22 protein-coding genes and 1 tRNA gene are annotated in these 21,150 nt (G+C 69.0%); 13 read left to right on the top strand and 10 right to left on the bottom strand.

Features of this window, described 5'->3' with window-relative positions:
• From moaA to ACVFYP_RS10960, 11 genes are all read left to right on the top strand, one after another.
• A complete protein-coding gene (gene moaA, locus ACVFYP_RS11010) occupies positions 1–993 on the top strand; it encodes a GTP 3',8-cyclase MoaA (protein WP_499200474.1) in 993 nt (330 codons plus the stop codon).
• Complete coding sequence (locus ACVFYP_RS11005; RefSeq protein ID WP_499200219.1) at positions 993–1,382, top strand: hypothetical protein; 390 nt, start codon at positions 993–995, stop codon at positions 1,380–1,382. The genes moaA and ACVFYP_RS11005 overlap by 1 nt, the downstream gene beginning before the upstream one ends.
• Positions 1,383–1,449: 67 nt before the next feature.
• Positions 1,450–2,295 carry a carbon-nitrogen hydrolase family protein gene (locus ACVFYP_RS11000; RefSeq protein WP_499200218.1) on the top strand — a complete coding sequence of 282 codons (846 nt, stop codon included), beginning with the start codon at positions 1,450–1,452 and terminating at the stop codon, positions 2,293–2,295.
• A gap of 25 nt (positions 2,296–2,320) precedes the next feature.
• Complete coding sequence (locus ACVFYP_RS10995; protein WP_499200217.1) at positions 2,321–3,121, top strand: NAD kinase; 801 nt, start codon at positions 2,321–2,323, stop codon at positions 3,119–3,121.
• A gap of 145 nt (positions 3,122–3,266) precedes the next feature.
• Complete coding sequence (hisG, locus tag ACVFYP_RS10990; protein WP_499200216.1) at positions 3,267–3,986, top strand: ATP phosphoribosyltransferase; 720 nt, start codon at positions 3,267–3,269, stop codon at positions 3,984–3,986.
• Positions 3,983–5,290, top strand: a complete 1,308-nt coding sequence (hisD, locus tag ACVFYP_RS10985; RefSeq protein WP_499200215.1) for a histidinol dehydrogenase — start codon at positions 3,983–3,985, stop codon at positions 5,288–5,290. The genes hisG and hisD overlap by 4 nt, the downstream gene beginning before the upstream one ends.
• Before the next feature lie 118 nt (positions 5,291–5,408).
• Entirely contained in the window at positions 5,409–5,627 is a 219-nt protein-coding gene (infA, locus tag ACVFYP_RS10980) for a translation initiation factor IF-1 (RefSeq protein ID WP_216872644.1), read from the top strand.
• A gap of 8 nt (positions 5,628–5,635) precedes the next feature.
• On the top strand, positions 5,636–6,241 hold the full coding sequence (locus ACVFYP_RS10975) for a Maf family protein (RefSeq protein WP_499200214.1): 606 nt from the start codon (positions 5,636–5,638) through the stop codon (positions 6,239–6,241).
• Positions 6,238–7,398, top strand: a complete 1,161-nt coding sequence (locus ACVFYP_RS10970; protein WP_499200213.1) for a ribonuclease E/G — start codon at positions 6,238–6,240, stop codon at positions 7,396–7,398. Before ACVFYP_RS10975 ends, ACVFYP_RS10970 begins: the two co-directional genes overlap by 4 nt.
• Positions 7,395–7,580 carry a DNA gyrase inhibitor YacG gene (gene yacG / locus ACVFYP_RS10965; protein WP_499200212.1) on the top strand — a complete coding sequence of 62 codons (186 nt, stop codon included), beginning with the start codon at positions 7,395–7,397 and terminating at the stop codon, positions 7,578–7,580. Before ACVFYP_RS10970 ends, yacG begins: the two co-directional genes overlap by 4 nt.
• Before the next feature lie 86 nt (positions 7,581–7,666).
• Positions 7,667–7,742: transfer RNA gene (locus ACVFYP_RS10960), tRNA-Phe, on the top strand.
• Positions 7,743–8,141: 399 nt separating this feature from the next.
• Here the strand turns inward: ACVFYP_RS10960 and ACVFYP_RS10955 are convergent.
• Genes ACVFYP_RS10955 through ACVFYP_RS10935 form a run of 5 tightly spaced genes read right to left on the bottom strand, consistent with a single transcriptional unit; the run spans position 8,142 to position 13,786 of the window.
• Entirely contained in the window at positions 8,142–9,521 is a 1,380-nt protein-coding gene (locus tag ACVFYP_RS10955; protein WP_499200211.1) for an ATP-binding protein, read from the bottom strand.
• Entirely contained in the window at positions 9,518–10,933 is a 1,416-nt protein-coding gene (locus ACVFYP_RS10950) for an efflux transporter outer membrane subunit (protein ID WP_499200210.1), read from the bottom strand. The genes ACVFYP_RS10955 and ACVFYP_RS10950 overlap by 4 nt, the downstream gene beginning before the upstream one ends.
• Positions 10,930–11,916, bottom strand: a complete 987-nt coding sequence (locus ACVFYP_RS10945) for an efflux RND transporter periplasmic adaptor subunit (protein WP_499200209.1) — start codon at positions 11,914–11,916, stop codon at positions 10,930–10,932. Before ACVFYP_RS10945 ends, ACVFYP_RS10950 begins: the two co-directional genes overlap by 4 nt.
• Positions 11,913–12,635, bottom strand: coding sequence for an ABC transporter ATP-binding protein (locus ACVFYP_RS10940; protein WP_499200208.1), 723 nt, complete (start codon positions 12,633–12,635; stop codon positions 11,913–11,915). The genes ACVFYP_RS10945 and ACVFYP_RS10940 overlap by 4 nt, the downstream gene beginning before the upstream one ends.
• A complete protein-coding gene (locus ACVFYP_RS10935) occupies positions 12,632–13,786 on the bottom strand; it encodes an ABC transporter permease (protein WP_499200207.1) in 1,155 nt (384 codons plus the stop codon). Before ACVFYP_RS10935 ends, ACVFYP_RS10940 begins: the two co-directional genes overlap by 4 nt.
• 126 nt (positions 13,787–13,912) lie before the next feature.
• On the opposite strand from ACVFYP_RS10935, the gene ACVFYP_RS10930 reads away from it, so the two are divergent.
• Positions 13,913–14,623 (top strand): CerR family C-terminal domain-containing protein, encoded by a 711-nt coding sequence (locus ACVFYP_RS10930; RefSeq protein ID WP_499200206.1) that lies wholly within the window; start codon positions 13,913–13,915, stop codon positions 14,621–14,623.
• Between the two features lie 100 nt (positions 14,624–14,723).
• Here ACVFYP_RS10930 and ACVFYP_RS10925 read toward each other — a convergent pair whose 3' ends face one another.
• Together ACVFYP_RS10925 and ACVFYP_RS10920 are read right to left on the bottom strand one after the other, a co-directional pair.
• The gene (locus ACVFYP_RS10925) at positions 14,724–15,701 is read right to left on the bottom strand and encodes a tripartite tricarboxylate transporter substrate binding protein (RefSeq protein ID WP_499200205.1); all 978 of its coding nucleotides are present in this window, start codon (positions 15,699–15,701) and stop codon (positions 14,724–14,726) included.
• Between the two features lie 51 nt (positions 15,702–15,752).
• On the bottom strand, positions 15,753–16,760 hold the full coding sequence (locus tag ACVFYP_RS10920; protein ID WP_499200204.1) for a hydroxyacid dehydrogenase: 1,008 nt from the start codon (positions 16,758–16,760) through the stop codon (positions 15,753–15,755).
• 538 nt (positions 16,761–17,298) lie between these two features.
• Between ACVFYP_RS10920 and ACVFYP_RS10915 the strand changes: the two genes are divergently transcribed.
• Positions 17,299–18,033: an IclR family transcriptional regulator gene (locus tag ACVFYP_RS10915; RefSeq protein ID WP_499200203.1), complete on the top strand. Its 735-nt coding sequence runs from the start codon at positions 17,299–17,301 to the stop codon at positions 18,031–18,033.
• A gap of 121 nt (positions 18,034–18,154) precedes the next feature.
• On the opposite strand, the gene ACVFYP_RS10910 is transcribed toward ACVFYP_RS10915, so the two are convergent.
• The 3 genes from ACVFYP_RS10910 to ACVFYP_RS10900 all read right to left on the bottom strand — a co-directional run bounded on the left by ACVFYP_RS10910 (position 18,155) and on the right by ACVFYP_RS10900 (position 21,121).
• Complete coding sequence (locus ACVFYP_RS10910; RefSeq protein WP_499200202.1) at positions 18,155–19,213, bottom strand: ligand-gated ion channel; 1,059 nt, start codon at positions 19,211–19,213, stop codon at positions 18,155–18,157.
• The gene (locus tag ACVFYP_RS10905) at positions 19,210–20,286 is read right to left on the bottom strand and encodes a cache domain-containing protein (protein WP_499200473.1); all 1,077 of its coding nucleotides are present in this window, start codon (positions 20,284–20,286) and stop codon (positions 19,210–19,212) included. The genes ACVFYP_RS10910 and ACVFYP_RS10905 overlap by 4 nt, the downstream gene beginning before the upstream one ends.
• 397 nt (positions 20,287–20,683) lie before the next feature.
• Entirely contained in the window at positions 20,684–21,121 is a 438-nt protein-coding gene (locus ACVFYP_RS10900; protein WP_499200201.1) for a type II 3-dehydroquinate dehydratase, read from the bottom strand.
• Positions 21,122–21,150 lie beyond the last annotated feature (29 nt).

The raw sequence follows: 21,150 nt of genomic DNA, 5'->3' as shown, positions 1-21,150 counted from the left end.
ATGATCGACCCGTTTGGCCGAAGGGTAAGCTACCTCCGCGTCTCCGTGACCGACCGTTGCGACCTGCGCTGCGTCTACTGCATGGCCGAGGACATGACCTTCCTGCCCAAGGCGGAGGTCCTGTCACTGGAGGAGTTGGACCGGCTCTGCGGCACCTTCATCGGCCTGGGCGTGGATCGTATCCGCCTGACCGGGGGCGAGCCCTTGGTGCGCAAAAACGTCATCAGCCTGTTTCGCAGCCTTGGCGCCCGGCTTGGCGAGGGTGGCCTGCGGGAGCTGACCACGACGACCAACGGCACCCAGCTCGTCCGCCTGGCCGGCGACCTGTATGCGGCCGGCGTCCGGCGCATCAATGTGAGCATGGACACGCTGGACCCGGCGACCTTTGCGGCCATCACCCGCTGGGGGAAGCTGGAGCCGACGCTGGATGGCATTTTCGCCGCCAAGGCGGCCGGACTGGCCGTAAAAATCAATGCCGTGGCCATGAAGGGCGTCAATGAGGACGAATTCGACCGCATGATCGCCTGGTGTGGCGAGCACGGCTTCGACCTCTGCCTGATCGAGACAATGCCTCTGGGCGAGATCTCCGGCGACCGCAACGACCAGTATCTGCCGCTGTCGACCGTACGGTCCAGGCTGCGGCAAAACTGGACGCTGGATGACACGGATTATACCACCGGCGGTCCGGCCCGTTACTACACGGTCCGGGAAACTGGTCGGCGGATCGGCTTCATCACGCCGCTGACCCACAATTTCTGCGAATCCTGCAATCGGGTCCGGCTCACCTGCACCGGCACGCTGTATATGTGCCTGGGTCAGGATGATGCCGCGGACCTGCGACGCCCGCTGCGCGATCCGGATCTGGACGAGAAGGGATTGCAGCAGGCGATCCTGGAAGCGATTTCCCGCAAGCCGAAGGGGCATGATTTCGTGATCGACCGCAACAGCCGCCAGCCCGCCGTGGCCCGGCATATGAGTGTGACGGGCGGGTGATGCTTCAGGATACCGCCTCTGCCCTGACGATCCCGGGCCTGCCGGACTGGTCCGGCCTTGTCGTTCTGGTGCTGCTCGCGCTTGTTGGCCTCGCCTATCTGCTGATGCCCTTCAGCGTGTTCGGCCTCAAGGGACGGCTGGAGGCGATCGAAGCGCAGCTCGATGAAATCCAGGCCGAGCTGCGCAACCGCACCCTGCCCCTGCCGGAGCAGGGCCGCCGCCGCGCCGCGGTCGAGGACGATTGGGCGGAGCCGCCCCCCCCCGGCCGCACCACGGCCGAAGTGCCGGCGCAGCGCATGCGCCCACCCGTGCCGCCGCCCGCCACATGGCCGGAGCGTGGTGTGGGGCGCGCGGAGCCCAAGCTCGACTGGCCGCGCACGCCGCGCTGAGCCACCCTTGCCCGGCAGGGCCAAGCCGGGCTTGATGGCGCCGCGTTGGAACAGGAGCACTCGCCGCATGCGCGTCGCCGTCGTGCAGATGAATCCCGGGCACGACAAATCAGCCAATATCGCCCAGGCGGAACGGCTGATCGAAGCTGCGGTGGTCGCCGACCAAGCCGAATTGGTGGCTCTGCCTGAAATCTGGACCTGCCTGGGTGGCGACCGCGCCACCCGACTCGCGGCCGCCGAGCCCCTGCCCGCCCCGGGCAGCGCGGAGCCGGGTGGCGAAGCCTATGAATTTCTGCGCGGCATGGCGCGCAAGCATCGCATCTACCTGCATGGTGGCAGCATCGGCGAGGTTGGGCCGGAGAAGCTGTTCAACACCACCCTGGCCTTCGGGCCGGACGGCCAGGAACTGGCGCGCTACCGCAAGATCCATCTGTTCGACATCGTCACGCCGGACGGCACCGGCTACCGAGAGAGCGCCACCTATGGCGGTGGGCAGCAGGTCGTGACCTATCAGGCCGGTGGCCTGCGGGTAGGCTGCGCCATCTGCTACGATATCCGCTTCCCCGAGCTTTTCCTGGCACTTCGGCGCGCTGGCGCGGAGCTGATCCTGCTGCCCGCCGCCTTCACCGTGCCGACCGGGCGCGACCACTGGGAAATCCTGATCCGGGCGCGGGCCATTGAGACCCAGTGCTGGTTCGCGGCCGCGGCGACCTGGGGCGAGCACCAGGAACGCGGCGGGCCACGCCATACCTATGGCCATAGCCTGATCGTGGATCCGTGGGGTCGGGTGGTGGCGCAGCGGCCGGACGGCATCGGCTTCGCCTCCGCCGTCATCGATACGGCGCTGACAGCAAAGGTACGTCGGGACATGCCGGTGCAGGATCATCGCAGCGCTGCCCAGGTGGTCTTTTGAGCCGGCACGCCGCCGGATCGCCGGAATGAGCGGCCTCGCCCCATTGCCCGATGGCCTGGCCCTGGCCGGACGCATCACATTCCTCGCCGCCCCGACCGACCATGCCAAGGAAGCCTTGGAACGCCTGACCACCCAGTTCGGCAATGCGCCGCTGGACCATGCCAGCGTGGTCGTGGCGCTGGGGGGTGACGGCATGATGCTGGAAACCCAGCACCTGCTGCTGGGCCGCAACCTGCCGATCTACGGCATGAACTGCGGCAGCGTCGGCTTCCTGATGAATGACTTCCGGGAGGACGGCCTGCCCGACCGCCTGGCCCAGGCGCAGGCGGCCACCCTGCACCCGTTGCGGATGCGGGCCTTTGTCGGGGTGGGTGATCCGATGGAGGCGCTGGCGATCAATGAGGTCTCGCTGCTTCGGGAAACCCGCCAGGCCGCCAAGATCCGCATCCTGATCGACGGCAAGCAGCGGCTGGAGGAGCTGATCTGCGACGGCGTGCTGGTCTCCACCCCCGCCGGAAGCACGGCCTATAACCTCTCGGCGCATGGGCCCATCGTGCCGCTGGGGGCCAATCTGCTGCCGTTGACCCCGATTTCCGCCTTCCGCCCTCGCCGCTGGCGCGGCGCCCTGCTGCCGGCGGAAGCCCGGGTGGTGTTTGAGGTGCTGGAGCCGGAAAAGCGGCCGGTTGCCGCCGTTGCCGACTACACGGAAGTCCGGGACGTGCGTCGAGTCGAGGTTTGGGAGGACCGTGCGGTCGCGCTGACCATGCTGTTCGATCCCGATCACGGCCTGTCGGAGCGGATCATCGCCGAGCAGTTCACCGTCTGATCCGCGGCAGCCGCTGCCCAGCCCTGCCCGCCCACAGGTTGACGCAAGGCGTCGCTTCTGCGATCCGGCCGACCATCCGGCACAGGTCACCGCCGGGGTAAGGAACCCTGGCGATGCAACCCGCCGCCAGCCAGTCAGGCCGGACATGGACACCGTGACAACCACGCTCTTTGCCGCCGACCCTTCGACGCCCGCCGAAACCGGCGGCCCGCTGGTGCTTGCATTGCCGAAGGGTCGCATTCTGTCCGAACTGGCCCCGCTATTGGCCCGCGCCGGCATTACCCCAGCCGCCGATTTCGCGAATGAGGGCAGCCGCCGGCTGCGCTTCGAGACCAACCACCCCAATCTCGATGTCGTCCGCGTCCGCTCCTTCGATGTCGCCACCTTCGTGGCCCATGGCGCTGCCCATATCGGCGTCTGCGGCGCCGATGTGCTGATGGAATTCGACTACGACCAGATCTATGCGCCGCTCGACCTGGGCATCGGTCGCTGCCGCGTCTCGGTTGCGGAGCCTGCCGCCCTGGCAGCGCGCGAGGATATCGCGGCCTGGTCCCGGGTGACCGTGGCGACCAAATATCCGACCATCGCCCACCGCCATTTCGCCGCCCGCGGCATCCAGGCGGAAGTCGTCCATCTGAACGGCGCGATGGAACTGGCCCCGTCGCTGGGCCTGGCGCGGCTGATCGTGGATCTGGTGCAGACCGGCTCGACCTTGAAGGCCAACGGTCTGGTGGAGACGGACGTGATCGCGCACATCTCCTCCCGCCTCATCGTCAACCGCACCGCCCTGAAAACAAGGCCGGAAGCGATCGGTGCCTGGATCGCGCGGTTCCGGGCCGCGCTGGCGGAGACTCACTCCCGATGAAGTGGCTCAACACCCGGGATGCCGGCTTCGCGGCCGAGTTCCAAGCCCTGCTGGACGATGCGCGGGAGACGACGAGCCGCGTCGATACGGTGGTGGCGGCCATCATCGATCAGGTGCGCCGCCAGGGTGACGCCGCGCTGGTGGAGCTGACCAGCCGCTTCGACCGCTGGAGCCCGGCCGATGGCGGCGCCTTGCGCATCACCGCGGCCGAGATCGATGCCGCAACCGCCTCGGTCCCGGCGGAGCAGGCCGAGGCCCTGGCCGTGGCGGCGCGGCGGATCGAAGCCTTCCACCGCGCCCAATTGCCACGCGATATCGAGATGACGGATGCCGATGGCGTCTGCACCGGGCTGCGCTGGAACGCGATTGATGCGGTCGGCATCTATGTGCCGGGCGGCAAGGCCGCCTACCCCTCATCCGTGCTGATGAACGCCGTGCCGGCGCGCGTGGCGGGCGTGGCCCGCATTGCCATGTGCGTGCCGACGTCGGATGGCGTGTTGAACCCCCTGGTCCTGGCCGCCGCCCGGTTGGCCGGGGTCAGTGAGGTCTGGCGCATCGGCGGCGCCCAGGCGATCGCCGCCATGGCCTGGGGGACCCCGCTTCTGGCGCCGGTGGACCGCATCGTCGGCCCCGGCAATGCCTATGTGGCGGAGGCGAAGCGCCAGGTGTTCGGCCGCGTCGGCATCGACAGCATCGCCGGTCCTTCCGAGGTGGTGGTGATCGCGGATGGCGCCAACCACCCGCGCCATGTCGCACTCGACCTGCTGGCGCAGGCCGAGCATGACGAGGCCGCGCAGTCGATCCTCATCACCGATGATGCCGCCTTCGCGCAAAGGGTGGTCGACGCCCTGCGGCATGAGTTGGAAAGCCTGCCACGCGCGGCGATCGCCGGCGCATCATGGAACCAGCACGGTGCGGTCATCACCGTCGCCGATTGGCAGCAGGCGGTGGAACTGACCAATTGCCTGGCGCCGGAGCACCTGCAGATCATGGTCGAGTCGCCCCGTGCGCTGCTCGCCCAGATCCGCCATGCGGGCGCGGCCTTCCTCGGCCGGTTTTGCCCCGAGGCGCTGGGCGACTATGTCGCCGGCCCCAACCACGTGCTTCCGACCGGGCGCACGGCCCGTTTCGCCTCCGGCCTTTCGGTGTTCGATTTCCTCAAGCGCACCACCTGGGTGGAGGCGGAAGCCGGCGCCATGGCGTCGATAGGCCAGGCGGCAGTGACCCTCGCCCGGGCGGAAGGGCTCGATGCCCATGCCATGAGTGTTGCGGTGCGGATGGGCGTCACGGACAAGCGTCCTTGACCGAAAGCGCCGCGACGCCCATGTTCCGCGCCGATTTGCGCCTTGGCGCAACCCATCTCATGTCGAGCTCTGCCGGCCTTGGCCGAGACGACCTTGATGACTCCGATGAAGGATCTGCATGTCGAAAGAGGACATGATCGAGTTCAGTGGCACCGTTGCGGAGCTGCTGCCCAACGCGATGTTTCGCGTCAAACTCGACAACGACCACATGGTGCTGGCCCATACCAGCGGGAAGATGCGCAAGAACCGCATCCGCGTGCTGGCGGGTGACCGGGTCAATGTGGAAATGACGCCCTATGACTTGACCAAGGGGCGCATCACTTTCCGCTTCAAGTAGCTGCCGCTTTGCCGGCCCAGCTCGGCGTGAACCAGCCGCGGCCGCCGCTGCTGCTGGCATCCGGCAGTCCGCGCCGAATCGAGCTTCTTGGCCGGATCGGGGTTATCCCTGACCGTGTGCAGGCGGCTGACATCGATGAAACCCCTCGGAAGGCGGAGCTGCCGCGTCAGCTTGCGGAGCGACTTGCCGCGGCCAAGGCACAGGCTGTCGCCGCGGAGGCGGGGGATGCGCTTGTGCTGGGCGCGGACACCGTCGTGGGGGTCGGGCGTCGGATCCTTGGCAAGCCAGCGGATGAGGCGGAGGCGGCCCGCTTCCTCAACTTCCTGTCCGGGCGGCGACACAGGGTGATGACGGCCGTCTGCCTGATTCAGCCGGGGGGGCGCCGGACCGCGCGGTTGGTCACGACGATCCTGGCCTTCCAGCGCCTGACCCAGGCACAGATCGAGGACCATATCGCCTCCGGCGAGTGGCGCGGCGTGGCCGGCGGCTACCAGATCCAGAAGCGTGCCGAGATGTATGTCCGCTTCCTCTCCGGCAGCCATTCCAATGTGGTGGGTCTGCCGCTGTTCGAGACGGCGCAGCTTCTGCGCGGAGCTGGCTGGCTGAGGCCATGAGCAGCGGCGCGGTGATCCGCGTCAGCGTGTCCCCCGGTGAAATGCGCGTCGCCGGCCTGGTTGATGACCGGCTGGATGAGGCCTGGATCGAGCGCCCCTCTCACCCTGACGGGGTGGGCGACCTGCACATGGCGCGAGTCGCTGCCATTTCCGCGGCGATGAGCGGCGCCTTCCTGACCCTGGCGGAGGGGCTGACGGGCTTTCTGCCCGAAAGCGAATTGCCGCCGCCCCGGCGCCCGATCGCCAAGGCGCTGCAGGACGGGCTGGCGCTGCCGGTGCGTGTGACGCGCGCTGCCCAGGGCGGCAAAGGTCCACGGGTGACGGCGCGGCTGAGCGCAGCGGAGCTGACGCTGGCACAAGGCGCCGATGCGCCCGCATTGCTGCGGCGTGGAGACGGCGCCGCGCTGCGGCTCGCTTTCGCATGGCCCGAAGCGACCCTCATCACCGATAGCGCGGCCATGGCGGCTGAGCTGCGGACGCGGCTTGGTCCTTCTCGGGTGACCTTTCAGCACGGCCCCGCCTTCGATGCGGAACTGGAGGAGGCATTCGCCGAGCTGGCTTCGCCCCAGGTTTCGCTGCCCGGCGGCGCCAGCCTGACCATCCACCCCACCCCGGCGCTGACGGCGATCGACGTCGATGCCGGCGGCCTCGCCGGGTCCCGGGACGCCGGCGCCCATGAGCGGATGAACATCGCCGCGGCGCGAGAGGTGGCTCGGCAGATCCGCCTGCGGAATCTCGCCGGCGCCATTCTGGTCGATTTCGCCGGCATGCCCATCAAGCGGCGTGAGGACCTTCAGGAGCCGCTGGCAGAGGCCCTGCGGCAGGACCCGCTTGGCGCACGCCTGCTGGGGGTGACGCGGCTGGGCCTCATGGAAATCGTCCGCCCGCGGGTTCATCCGCCGCTGCATGAGCTGATCGGCTTCCCGCACTCCCCACTGACCCTTGGCCTGGCCGCCTTGCGACGCGCGTTACGGGAGGTCTCCGCACGCCCGGGTGCGACCCTCGCCTTGGTCGCCGCCCCCGAGGTCGCGCAGGCCCTCATGGCGCTTCCGCGGGCGCTGGACGCCTATCGGCTGGCGTCCGGACGGCCGCTGCGCTTGCAGCCCGATCCTTGCCTGCGCCCCGGGCAGGAATCCATCGAGGAGGTGCCCGCATGACGACCCAGTCGCCCCAACGCCCGGCCCGTCCCCGGCGCTGCCCGATCTGCAACAAGCCGGTCGCGTCAGGTGCCAGCCGCTTCTGCTCCGAGCGTTGTTCGGCGGTGGACCTGGGTCGGTGGCTGAGTGGGGACTACGCCATTCCGGTCCGCGAAGAGGATCAATCTTCGGATGATTCCTGAGCCAAGGATGGGTGGACAGCCCCCAGCCCATCGGCTATCAGGCCCGCCTCTGCTGCGGGAGACGGTTCAGCACCGCCTCCGCTTGGGCCCAGGTAGCTCAGTTGGTAGAGCATGCGACTGAAAATCGCAGTGTCGGTGGTTCGATTCCACTCCTGGGCACCATACCCCCCTTTCGTCCGCGCTTCTCTTCACCGCCGATACCGCGCCGAAGCGTGCTTGGATCGGGCCAAACGCTCATGATTTGAGGCACTTTGGCGTGGTTTGGCGCAGTCCCGGATACCCCGTCGCGCTTCGGGCATCGGGTGGCTCGTGTTGGTATCTTTGTCGGTATCCGACCCCCTGTTGATATCGTGGCAGTCGAAGGGGCCGGTTCCGATCCCACTGACCGACGCGAGATGCCGCTCCCCGGACCTATGGCGCCCGCCCGGTCTGGCACGACATCCTGGCCTCCTGTGGCAGGGTGGCGCGATTCGGGGTGGTGTCTGCCTCCTGTCGCACCATAACCGCAGGACGCCCAGCGTCACTACGCCTCCAGCCACGCTGCGGCGGAACCAGCTCCACTCAGTGAACACCTCCATCCGTAGATGCGGGCAACAGGATGCTCACCATCAGCCCGCCAAGATGGGAGTCCAGCAGCCGCAACTCGCCGCGATGGGCCTGGACGATGCTTTGGACGATGCTCAAGCCAAGGCCACCCTGCCCGCCTCCTGAAGCCTTGCCATCAAGCTGGCGGAAGGGCTTCAGCATGTCCTGGCGGCGATCGAGGGGGATGCCCGGGCCGTCATCCAGGACATGCACGATGGTGCTCGTTGCCGTGCCGAGAACGTTCACCTGCACGATGGTGCCGTAGCGGAACGCGTTCTCCAGCAGGTTGGCGATGGCGCGCACCAGCGACTCTCGATGACCGAGAGCAAAGGCCGGCTGCGCCGCATCACAGATGATGGCGTATCCCGCCTCCCGAAAATCATCGCAGATGGCGAGAGTCAACGCCGTGAGGTCGAGCCGTTCATGGGGCTCGCGCTCCGCTTCCCCCTTCAAATAGGCGAAGGATGTGGAGAGCATCGACTGCATGGTGTCCATATCGCGAACCATCCGGTCCTTGAATGGGGATTGCGCGTCCAGTTCCAGCTCCAGCCGCAGGCGCATGCGCGTCAGTGGCGTCCGCAGATCGTGGCCGATCGCAGCCAGTGCCAGGCTTCGCTCTTGCAGCAGCCGCAGGATTTCCTGCTGCATCTGGTTGAAGGCCTGCGCGGCGCGGCGGACTTCGGTGGGCCCCTGTTCCTGCAACGGGGCGATGGCCATGGCGGACCCGAACTGCCGCACGCCTTCCGAAAGGCGCTCCAAAGGCCGGACAACACGCCGCACCGCCCAGGCCGCCAGCATCATAGACGAGATGCTGAGGCAGAAGATGAAGGTGAGCATTGGCATGGTCACGGCCGGGGACATGGCCAGCGGCTGCAGCGGGATGCGGACCGTCAGCATTCGCGCATCCAGCGGGATGCGGACTTCCAGCCCATCCTCGTCCTCGCAAGCCTCAAAGACCAGCTGCGCAGAGGCTTCGTCGATCAGCGCGCGCAGGGCATGCTCCATGCTGCGTGCAGCCGGCGTGGAGGCACCACATGGCGCGCTGGCCTCCACCAGGTCGAGCACGAGCTCGTCCTGCTCCGCCCGCGCCACATAGGCGTCCTGCTGTCCCGTGTCCGCATTGCGCAGCGCGTTGACGATCCGCGCAACCGTCGCCGCCTGCGGCCAGGGCCATGGCAGCGGCGGCAGGGCATAGGGCGGCAGGGAGATCAGCAGCACCGCGATCAGCCCGGAGGTGACGCCGAGCGTCACGAAGACGATGCCGAGGATCTGCCCGACCGTGGTTTGCAGGAGCAGGCCGGCACGCCGATACCGCGCCAGAAGACCGTGACGGATGCCGCTCGCGCCGCGCCTCACCAGCCACCTCCAAGCGCCTTGAACAGCGACACCGCATTGCTCGAAAGCTGCGCCTGGCTCTGCACCAGCGCATCCTGCGCCGAGGCCAGGGAGCGCTGCGCCGTCACCACGTCGCTGTAGTCGCCCATTCCCGCCCGGTACAGCGTGGTCGCCAGCGACACGGAATCCGCATATGCATTCACGGTCCGCTGCAGCGCGGCCTCATGCGCGCGCTCACGGTCCAGCGCATCCAGCGCCTTCTCCACCTCCTCGACCGCGCCGTTCACCACGCCCTGCCAGGCGGCCACGGCCTCCTCGCGCGCCGCCACACGCTCCCGCACCACGGAGGCGCGGCGGCCCGCATCGAAGATCGGCAGGCTGAGGCTCGGCCCGAGGGACCAGACGGAGGTGCCGCCGCGCGTGGCGCTGCTCAGCGTCGTCGCATTGAGACCGATGGAGCCCGCGAGCGTGAGGGCGGGAAGCCGATCGGCCTCCGCCACGCCGATATTGGCGGTCGCCGCCGCGATCCGGCGCTCCGCCGCGCGGATATCCGGGCGCCGTGCCAGGGCGGCCAGCGGCGGATCAGGGTTGATGCCGCCGGACAGGCGCGGCGGCGGCCGGGGCTGCTCCAGCCTGTCCAGCATGGCGGCGGGCGTCTGGCTGGTCAGGACGGCCAGGCGGAGCGCCGCCTGCCGGGAGCCCTGCTCCAGCGGCGGAATGGTGGCCCGCGCGCTTTCGAGCTCCGCCTGCGCCTGCACCGCGTCGATCTCCGCCCCCGTGCCGCCCCGCGCGCGGCTGCGCGCCAGGGAGAGGCTGTCCTGCCGCAGGGCGACGGTGCGCCGCGCGATCGCCACCCGCTGCTGGTAGGCGCGGGCGTCGATATAGGCGCTCGCCACCTCGCCCTGGATGCTGACCAATGTGTCCGCAAGATCGGCGACGGAGGCTTCGGCCGAGGCGATGGTGCGTTCCACATCCCTGCGCTGGCCGCCGAAGAGGTCGATCTCCCAGCTCGCATCGAAACCCGCCGCGTAGCTGCTGCTGGTGACCGCGCCGCGATCGCCGCCGGCGGCGCCACCGAGCGAGCCCAGCGCGCTTCGGGAGCGGGAGACGCTGGCGGAGCCCTCGAGGCTCGGCAGCCGCGAGGCGCCGCTCTGGATCGCCACCTCCCGCGCCTGGCGCAGCTTCGCCGCGGCCTGGGCCACATCGGTATTGGCCGCGGTCGCCGCGGCGACCAGCGCATCCAGCACCGGGTCGTCGAAGCGGCGCCACCACTCGGCCAGGCTCTCGATGCGCCCTGCCTGCTGCTGCGCGGAAGACCAGGTCGCGGCGACCTGCAAGGTGGGGCTGGCATGGTCCGGGCCGACCGTGCAGGCGCCGAGCAGCCCGGCCAAGACCAGCACGGCGAGCCGGCTGCGGTACGTGTGGGCCATCATCGGCTGGCCGGCTGCGGCGTGGCCGCGGCGCTGTGCAACGTCAGGGGCTCCGACTTCAGGAAGACGTCGAGGATCTGGCCCGCATAGAGGGGCAGATTCTCGGCTTCGACCTCCATCACCACCTGAAGGACGCGCGTGTCCACACGCTCGTCGCTGGAGCCGGTCAGGGAGGATTTGGGTACCACGAAGGGCTCGACACGCACGAAACGCAGCGGGGAGGACAGCGCTGAATTGCCGCGCAGATAGGCGATCCCCGGCTCTCCGGCGCGAACCCGCCAGGCGTCGTTCTCGTCGATCTCCACGCGCACCTGCAGCCGGCCCGGATGGCCCAGCACCACCAGCGCGGTCTCGAGCGCGGCCGCGGAGGCATATTCGCCAACGCGCAGATTCACCTGCAGCACGCGCGCGGCGAAGGGCGCGCGAATGGTCAGCTTGTCCAGCGCCGCCTCGGCCACTGCGAGCTGCGCCTCGGAGGCTGCGACGGAGGCGCGCGCGGTGACCAGCTTCGCCTCATAGAGGCGGACCGCCTGGCGACGCTTCGACAATTCCTCGCTGCTGATGGCGCGCCGGTCGCCGACCGCCTCGGCGAAGCGCAGCTGGGCGCGGTAATCCGCGAGCTGCGCCTCGGCCTCCGTGACCTGCGCCTGGCTGGAGGCCAGCTCCGCGCGGCGCTGCACCACCGTCGCCCGCTCGCTGCGGTCGTCCAGGCGGAACAGCACGGCGCCCTCCTCCACCTGGTCGCCCGGCGCCACCGCGACCTCCACGGCGACGCCGCTGGCGAAGCTGGCGATGTTGATGGCGCGTCCCGGCGTTTCGGTCAGGCCGGTGCCGCTGACATAGGCCTCGAAGGGCGCGGCGCCGGGCTCCGTGAGCGGCTGCGAGGGTGGCGGGCTTCCCCCGGCGGAGAGCACGGAGGCGCCGGCCAGGCACAGGCCGGCCAGTGCCAGGACGGGCAGCAGATAGGCGCGCAGAATTCCGTTCACGAGGTCTGTCTTTCGAGCACGTCCGCAGGCAGTGCGGTCCGCGTGATCCGGCCGTCATCCATTTCGGCGATGCGGTCCGCAAAGCCGTAGATGCGGTGGTCATGGGTGACAACGATCAGGGTGCAGCCCCTGTCCTGCGCCAGGCCGCGCAGCAGCCGCATCACCTCCTGGCCATTGTGGTGATCCAGCGCGCTGGTCGGCTCGTCGCAGACGATCAGGCGCGGCCCGTGCACGATGGACCGCGCGATGGCCACGCGCTGCTGCTGGCCGCCCGAGAGGCGGGAGGGACGTTCCTGCCCCTTATCCGCCAGACCAACGGAGGCCAGCGCCGCCTGCGCCGCGGCGCGCGAGGCGGCCCTGCCGTGGCCGTTCAGGATCATCGGGATCGCGACATTCTCGAGGACGCTGAGCGTCGGGATCAGGTTGTAGGCCTGGAAGACGAAGCCGAGGTTCTGGCGGCGGAAGGTGGCCGCCGCGGTGGCAGACATGGCGGCCTGGTCCTGTCCGAGCACCTCGCACTGGCCCTGGTCGCGCGCCAGCAGGCCCGCGATGATGGTGATCAGCGTCGTCTTGCCGCAGCCCGACGGGCCGATGAGGAACAGCACCTCGCCAGCCCGGACCGTGAGGCTGGCGCCGCGCAGCACCGGCACGGGACCGGCGGCGGAGGCATAGGCCTTGGTGATGCCGTCGCAGATCACCGCCATGGGCGCGTCGGTCACTTGAACACCACCGCCGGATCGGTGCGCAGCACGCGGACCAGTCCGGCCGTGCCGGCGACCGCGCCCACCAGCACCACGATGCCGCCGACCACCGATAGCAGTGGCCCGGTCAGCCGCATGGAGATCTCGCTGCCGGCCAGCACGTAGGTGATCAGCAGGCTGACGGCGCCGATCCCAAGCCCGAAGCCGAGGACGGTCACCCCAACCGCCTGCAGCGTCACCATGCCGACCAGGGTCCGGTTCGCGGTGCCCATGGCGCGCAGCACGGCGAACTGCCGCTGGCTGTCCAGCATGAAGTTGTAGAAGGTCATCCCCGCGATGCCGCCGCCGATCAGGAAGGCCATCACCGCGGAGAGGCCGACATTCATGATGACGCCGGTGTTCTGGATGAAATAGGCGAGCGAGGAGTCGGAGAATTCCTGCTGCGTATAGGCGCGCAGCCCGGTGCTTTGCCGGATGAGCGCCTGGACCGTGACCACATCGGCATCCGGCTTTAGGCGGACCAGGACGTAGGACAGCAGCTTCCGCTGGCTGGGCACGAAGCTCTTCGCCCGGTTGTAGGTGGTGTAGATGACGGGCTGGGACTGGAAGTTCTGCTGTGCCTGGAACAGGCCCACGACGGTCGCGCGATGGTCGTTCAGCTCGAAGGTGTCGCCGACCGCGGCGGGCCGGGTGGTGCCGTCGGCGCCCCGCTGCGCCAGGTTGCCGCGCGCCGAGTTGATGTCGAGCAGGATGGCATCGGCGTTCCGCAAGTCACCCATCTGCCCGGTCACCAGGCTGGGCGGCCCAGCGATCAGCGTGGCGTCATCCAGCCCGATCAACTGGGCGGTCTGGGACGTGCCGTCCGGCAGCCGGGCCGTGATCGAACCCTTGTAGAGCGGCACCGCCCAGGCCACGCCCGGCACGCCGCGCACGCGATTGACCTGCGTATCCGGCAAGGACTTGATGTCATCCACATTCTGCACCCGCGGGTCCACGACCCACAGGTCCACCCCGCCGACATTGTCCACGAAGCTCGTGGTGGTGGAGAGGATGCCCAGCAGCGTCGCGCCCTGCTGGGTGATCAGCAGGGTGGTGAAGGCGAGCGAGAACAGGATGCCGAGATACTTGGCCGTGTCCCCGATCAGCATCTTCCAGGCCAGTCCGAGCATATCCACCCTTCCCAGCGGTCGCCGTCCCGGCCGCCGCGAAGGCTGAATACCGAACTCAAATTAGAATTTCAATTTGAGTTTTGTGACCGAATGTCATAGGTGGTGGCAGAGCTTGGGAGGTTGCACATGGCCCCGCATCCAGCGGCCCGCCGCTCCGACGGGCGTGTCACGGCGGAAGCCATCCTGCAGGCGGGGGGCGAGGTCTTCGCGGAAAAGGGCCGGCTCGGCGCCACCAGCAAGGAGATCTGCGCCCGCGCCGGCGCCAATGCCGCCGCGGTGAACTACCACTTCGGTGGCTTCTCGAACCTCTATGAGGCGGTGCTGCTGCACGCGCATCAGCGCATGATGAACTGGCAGGACCTGGCCGCGCTCGCCGAGGCCAGGCTGCCGCCCGTGGACAAGCTCGAAGGGCTGATCGTCCTGCATGTCGAGGCGGCGCTCGGCCTCGGTTCGCGATCCTGGGAATTGCGCCTGATCAATCGCGAGATGCTGGCGCCCTCCGACGTCATGCTGCGCCTGCACCGGACGGAGGTGGCGCCGCGCCTGGTGGTTGTCGAGCGCATCGTCGCGGATGTGCTGGGCGCGCCGGTCGACGACGCAACCCTCCGCCGCGCGGTGTTCTGCACCATCAGCCCCTGCCTGATGCTGCTGAACAGGCCGCCGCGCCTCCTCGAGGAGATGTGCGAATCCGAACAGCCCGGCGCCGGCGATGTGCATAGACTGGCGAAGCATTTTGCTCGCTTTGCCTTCGCCGGGCTTGAGGCGGTGAAGGCCGGTGCGCCCTCCGCAGCCGTCGCATCCAGGCCGCGGGCTGCTGCGAGGGACCGACCGGCCTGACGCCGAGCACCGGCGGCCCGGATGCGGCCCTCAGCCAGCCGGTCTTCGCCTCCCGCCACCCCCGGCCATCAAGACCCGCGACGCCGCAGCAGGTCGCCCCTCACTGCCAGGGCGTGCGCTGCCAGATCCCCTGGTAGCGCGCGAGCTGCGCCGGCATCCGGGCCTCCCACTCCGCCCCGCGCAGGAAGGCCATGGCGAGTTCCAGCTGGCGCACCTTCTCCGCCCATTCCGGCGTGGCGATCACCTTCGCGATCGCATCCTCCAGCTGCTTCGCGATCTCGTCCGGAATGCCGCGCGGCGCGCCGATCCCGCGCTCGCTGGTCATCACCACGTCGTAGCCCGCCTCCCGGAAGGTCGGCACATCCGGCATCAGCTCCCAGCGCTGCTCACCCATGCCGGCGATGGCGCGAAGCAGCGGGTTCTCCTGCCCGAGCATGCCGATCTCGCCGAGATTGAGCCCGGCGATGTCGATCTGCTTGCCGAGCACGGCGTTCCGCACCGGCCCCGCCCCGGCGAAGGGGGCGTGGATGAATTCGGTGCCGGAGGCGGCTTCGAACAGCGTCAGGCCAAGGTGGTCGTCGGTGCCGATGCCGGAGGAGCCGACGCTGATCGTCCCGGGCCGGCGCTTCGCGGCCTCGACCACGTCCTGCAGCGTGCGGAAGGGCGAATCGCGGTGCACGACAAAGGCGCTGGGATCGTCCACCAGGCGCGCGACCAGGCGGATCTGGGCGCGGTCATAGCGGACGCGGCGCTGGACGCCGAGCGAGACATAGCCCGGCGTATTGATGGTGCCGAGCGTGTAGCCATCCGGACGGGCGGCCTGCAGCGCGACATAGGCCGTCTCGCCGCCGGCGCCGGGCCGGTTCGAGATGACGAAATTGGCGCCGGGCAATTCGGCGCCGAGGGCCTGTGCCAGGGCGCGCACCATCACATCCGTGCCGCCGCCCGGCGCGAAGCCGACCACGACCTCGATGGGCCGGCCCGCCGGCCAGCTGGGCTGCGCCAGCGCGGGCGCGGCCAGGGATGCGAGGCCCGTGGCCAGGACGCCGCGGCGCGTGAGGGCGATTTGCGTGTTCATGGTTTCCTCTCCTCTTGGAAGTGTTGCCGGGCGGCGCGCCGCGCCCTCCCGTCAGGCCGCCGCGCGCAGGCCGCCCGGGATCACCACGGCGCCCGGCAGGGCCGGCAGCCGGCCCGCCAGCACGGCGACGATGCTCTCGGCCGCGCCCGTGGACATGCCGACGGCGCCGAGCGGCGTATTGGCCGCCAGGTGCGGTGTCGGCAGGATTCGCGGATGGCCGCGGAGCGGGCTGGCGGCGTCCAGCGGTTCCTTCGCGAAGACGTCGAGGCCGGCCCAGGCGATGTGGCCGGAGCCGAGCGCCGCCAGCAGCGCCGCCTCGTCCACGATGCCGCCGCGGGCCGTATGCACCAGGATGGCGCCGCGCGGCAGCGCCGCAAGTTCCCCCGCCCCGATCATGTTCCGCGTCGTCGCATCCAGGGGGCAATGCAGCGACAAGACCTCCGACCGCGCCAGCAGCGCCGGCAGATCGGCAACGCGCGTCCCAGGCCCCGGCAGCGGGCCGGCGGGCAGCAGAGGGTCATAGGCGGCGATCCGCATGCCGAAGGCATCCGCAAGGCGCGCGACCCTGGAGCCGATCGCGCCATAGCCCACCAGCCCGAGTGAAACGCCCTCTACGTCGCGGGTCATGCGAGAGGTCTTCTCCCAGAGGCCCTCCCGCATGCCGGCGGCGACCACGGGCAGGTCCTTCAGCAGGGAAAGCATCAGGGCCATCGCATGCTCCGCGACGGAGCGGGCATTGGCGCCGGCGGCGCGGGTCACCGTCAGGCCGCGTGCCTCGGCCGCGGGAAGGTCGATGCCGTCCACGCCGGCGCCGTGGCGCGCGATGACGCGCAGCGCCGGCGCAGCCGCATCCATGACCGTGCCGTTGATGATGCCCTGGCGGTGCAGCAGGGCGATCGGCCGGTGCTCCGCGATGGCGGCCAGCAGCTCGGCCTCGGACGGATATCCGGAGGTGCAGGGCACGGCGTAGCCGGCCGCTTCAAGGATGGCGACCGCCTCGGGGGCAAGCATTGCCGCCGTGACGAGGACGGCGGGTTTCACGGCATGGGGCTGGGGCATGGCGGACACTTTCGGAAGGGATCAGGGCGCGCGGTTGAAGCAGGACGTCACCGCCCAGGCAGCTTCGGCCGCCCCCAACCCGGCGGGGACGCGGACCGGGACAGGCTCGCCCGGCGATGGGCGCGCGCAGTCAAGGCCGCGCGTGGTGAAATCATGTTTCACTGGGAACGATCACCGCGTCCCCGGACGCCGAGGGCCAGGGTGGCCATCGCATCGAGGAGGCTTGATCGAGGGCCGTAACTGGCTCCAAACATCCTGGATGTCTCCCTTCCCTGCGCCGCAGCTTTTGTTGACAGCCCCGGGCGCCAGGAGCTTATAACGAAACGCCATTTCGAAATGCAAGATCCGCTGTAGAGGTGCGACCGTGCCGGCCGGAGGCGCATCGCCGCGGCGGGAAACCTGTAGCCCTGCCCTCTTGGCGCAATCACCAAGGCCGGGCGGGCGGGCGGGCGCTGTTCACCACCGAAGGCAAGACGGGCCGCGTTCTTCGCCCGCATCCCAAAAAGGCTTAGATGGGGCCAAAGAAGCGGAGGCGTCCATGGCGGAGATGGGAAGGCGGAAACCGGCACTCGAGGGCGTCGCGTCGGCGGACCGCGCCCTGACGGTGCTGTCGGCATTCCGCAGGGGAGATCGCGCACTGTCTCTGGCGGAGCTGGCGGAGCGGACGGGGTTGGTGAAGAGCACGATCATGCGCCTCGCCATCTCGCTGGAGGAGCATGGCTACCTGGCGCGCGCGGGCGACGGTGCCTACCAACTCGACGCCGAAGTCCTCCGGCTTGGGATGATCTACACTCAGTCCTTCCGGCTGGAAGCCCACGTCATCCCGGCGCTGGAGGAGCTCGTGGCGCGCACGGGCGAAACGGCGGCCTTCTACGTGCGGCGTGGCGAGCAGCGGCTCTGCCTGTACCGCGTGGACAGCCCGCATTTGCTGCGGATGCATGTCCGCGTCGGCGATGCGCTGCCCCTCGACAGTTCCGCCATCGCCCAGGTACTCCGCGCCTTCACCCCCCGTCCCCTGCCCGCCTATGCCGCGACGCTCGACCTGCCGATCGTCACCATGGGCGCGACGGATCCGCACACCGGGGCCATGGCCGCGCCGGTCTTCGGGCCGGGCGACAAGCTCGCCGGGGCCCTCGCACTCTCCGCACCCGTGATCCGCTGGACGCCCGAGGCGCAGGCCATCGCGCGGCCCTTGTTGGTCGACGCGGTTGTGACACTGACCCGGCGGATTGGTGGCGAGTTGCCGGAACGGCCACGCCTGGCAGCGGAGTAGGCCTGCATGCGCATGTTACGCGCGACGATGGCGCTGCGCGGGGTCTGTTGCTGCCGGCCTGGCGAAGTTCGAAGTAAGGGCCGCCGAAGGCATGCCGGTTGTCCGTGCTGTCGCCAGACGCCTACACACAGGCGCGGATGATCAGCCCACTCCAATAGATCAGGACGCCCAGGGGTAAAGCCCAACGCACATAGGCGCCGATCTCGGCAAACATCAACGGCGCACGGCGGGCAAGGAAGAAGTCCTTGTTGAGCAGGAACATGTTCAGGAAGAGCACGCTGACGATATAGAGGAAGCCCGTGGAGATGATGCGCGCGATCGGCGTGCCCTGAGACATCGAGCCGGGGAAATTCGATTCGAAGGTGAAGCTCAGCGCGACCAGGGCGAGCAGGGTGGTGAAGGCCAGAGCGCCCTTGGGCGCCAGTGGCATGGTTTGCTCGGTGGTCCAGAGGATGACCAAAGTGCTCGACATCAGGGTCAGGAACGGCAGGAAGATGCGGATCAGGTATTGGCCGTAAAGGCGGACGGCATCGAGGGTGAAGGTGAGTCGGCCATGCGGGGCACCGCTCCAGCCGGCATAGGTGGCGTTGCGGACATCAAGGCGGCGCAGAGTCCAGAGCGTGGTTTGCAGGCGGGTGGGGAAGGCGGAGTGGGCGGCATCGGCCGCGGTATGGACCGGTAGGACTTGGCGGGCGTTGTAGCGGTTCGAGGTCAGGGTGATGTCGAGGGCCTGGCTGTCGAAGGGGAAGGACGCCATGTCGATGCCGACGCGGAAGCTGGCATCAAGGCGGCGCACCAGAGTTACGGCGCCGGAGGCATCGATGACCAAGCCAAGTTGGTCCTGCCGGGGGGCGCTGGAGAGGTTTTCGATCTCGATGGCAGGGTGCCAGATGCGGCGGAGTTCAGCGACGGCGGCGTCGCCGAATAGGCTGCGCTGGGCGCGGGCCTCGCGGACGCGGTCGAAGGCCAGACGGCGGTCCTGCCAACGATAGGTGAGTTCGACGCGGGCGGCCATGAGGCCGGCGGTTTCCTGCACCTGCGAGATGTCGATGACGCGGATAGCGGTGGCGACGCGGATGGGCAGGGGTTCGTCGCGCGGGAGGTCGGTGAGTTCGGCGGCCTGGGCGGCCGTGCCGAGTAGGATGAGGGCCAGGGCGGCGAGCCGGACGAGGGCCTTCATGGCGCGGGCTCGCGGGTGCGAGCGGCGGCGCGGATGAGGCGATCAAGCTCGGGCGCGGCGCCTGGCTTGGGTAGGCTTGGGGGCGTGGCGCCGCCAGGAGCTTCAAGGGCTTCGGCGATGATGGAAACGGGACGGAGGACGAGGCCGCGGAAGAGCAGCAGGATGATTCCGGCCAGACCGATCCAGGCGATCAGGCCCGCGGCGGCGGTGGCGACGGCGAGGCGGCGCAAGGTACGTTGCTCGGGAGCGAGCGATGTCATGGCGATGATGACGCCGATTTCGGCGCCGCTGTAATCGAGCAAGGGGATGGTGGCGGCGCCGAAGGGGACTCCGTGGATGTTGGGGAAGCTGAAAACAGGTTCCTTGACCAGGGTGATGGCGAGCGTCTCGTGCAGGCGGACGACGAGCGGCCAGGTGGTGGCACTGTCGCCGCGTAGCGACCCGAAGAGGCGGACATCGCCAGCGGTGGTGGTGGGGATCAGGCGGCGGTCGATGAGGGTGGCGAAATCGGCATTGGTCCGGGCTCGCAGGGCTTCGAGCAAAGGCTGGAGTTCGACGCCGAATTCGACGCTGCCGAGGACACGGTCGGTACTGACGGGTGCGGCGCCGCGAACGCGGACGCCGGAGGCGCCGATCTCGACGCCCATCTGAGCCTGGTTGGCGCCGTGGGTGGCGACGATGATCTGACGGTTGCGCGTGAAGTCGTCGCCGGCGTCGCGCGGGCTATGGAAGCGGTGCAGGACGGTATTGGTGGCGGCGCTGTTCACCTGGGCGTTGGTCAGACCGTAGCGAGCGTTGAGCGCGGCGTAGGATTCGCCCATGAGAGCGACAAGCGCGGCGCGGTCCTGCTCGGCGAGGGCGGCGCGGATAGGCGGCATGTGGGCGATGAGGTCCGCGCGGGCGGCGAGGTCGCGGGCGGTGCCGGCGATTTCCTCCTCTACCTGGTTGGCGAGGGCGCGGAGGGCAGCTTCGCCGTCCTGGGCACGGGTGGCGGCGAGTTGCTCGAAGAGGAAGAGGCAGAGGCCTCCTATGACCAGGCCGGTGCCGGCGATGGTGACTAGGATGACGCGCATTTTCACGAAAGGCTCCTTGTGCGGGGCCCCTGCGCTGGCCTCTAGGGATTATGTCGTCAGCCCGTTGATAAAGACTGAAGTAGGCCGCCTTGAGCCCCTTGACCAGGAAGGCGAATGCCAGACCGCGCGCCATGTCGGGGTCGAGTTCGGCCTCCGCGGCGCGGAGACGCCGAGACGACGCGCGGCATGTTCGGGCCGCATCCTCAACATCTCATCGATCGGTGGCTACCGCGGCGCCGCGGGCTTCGGCGTCTACGGATCAACCAAGTTCGAGGCTGCGATGATGCCGAGAGGTGTGACGGGTGTTGTATGCGGCGTGGTGGCACAATATCCGCACTCGGTGCTGACGACGATCAGCTACCTTCGAGGACGATACGTCCGGTGCGGGAAGGCCCATTCAGCTGTCCAGCATCTCGCGCAGCGCCCGCATCGCGGTCGCGTAGCCGCGTGCGCCCAGCCCCGCGATCACCGCCGTGGCGGCGCTGGAGACGAGGGACTGGTGGTAGATCGCCTCCCGCCTGTGGATGTTTGAGATATGCAGCTCGATGATCGGCGCTTTGACCATCTTGAGCGCGTCGAGCACCGGGATGGAGCGGAAGGTCAGTCCGGCCGGGTTGATGATGAGGCCCGCCGCGCCAGTGTCGATCGCCTCATGGATCCAGTCCACAAGTTGGCCTTCGTAGTTGGTCTGGTGGAAAACCACCTCATCGTCCCCGGCCTCGGCGCGACACATCGCCTCGACCTCGGCCAGCGTGGTGCGGCCGTAGATCTCGGGTTCGCGCTTGCCCAGCCGGTTCAGGTTCGGGCCGTTGAGGACATGCAGGCTGCGCGTCACGACGTGTTCCCTTTCTGCAATCTTGCGAG

Source organism: Roseomonas sp. F4, from assembly GCF_053891155.1.
Note: the sequence above shows the minus strand (reverse complement) of the source record. Positions and strands in the feature narration are given on the sequence as shown.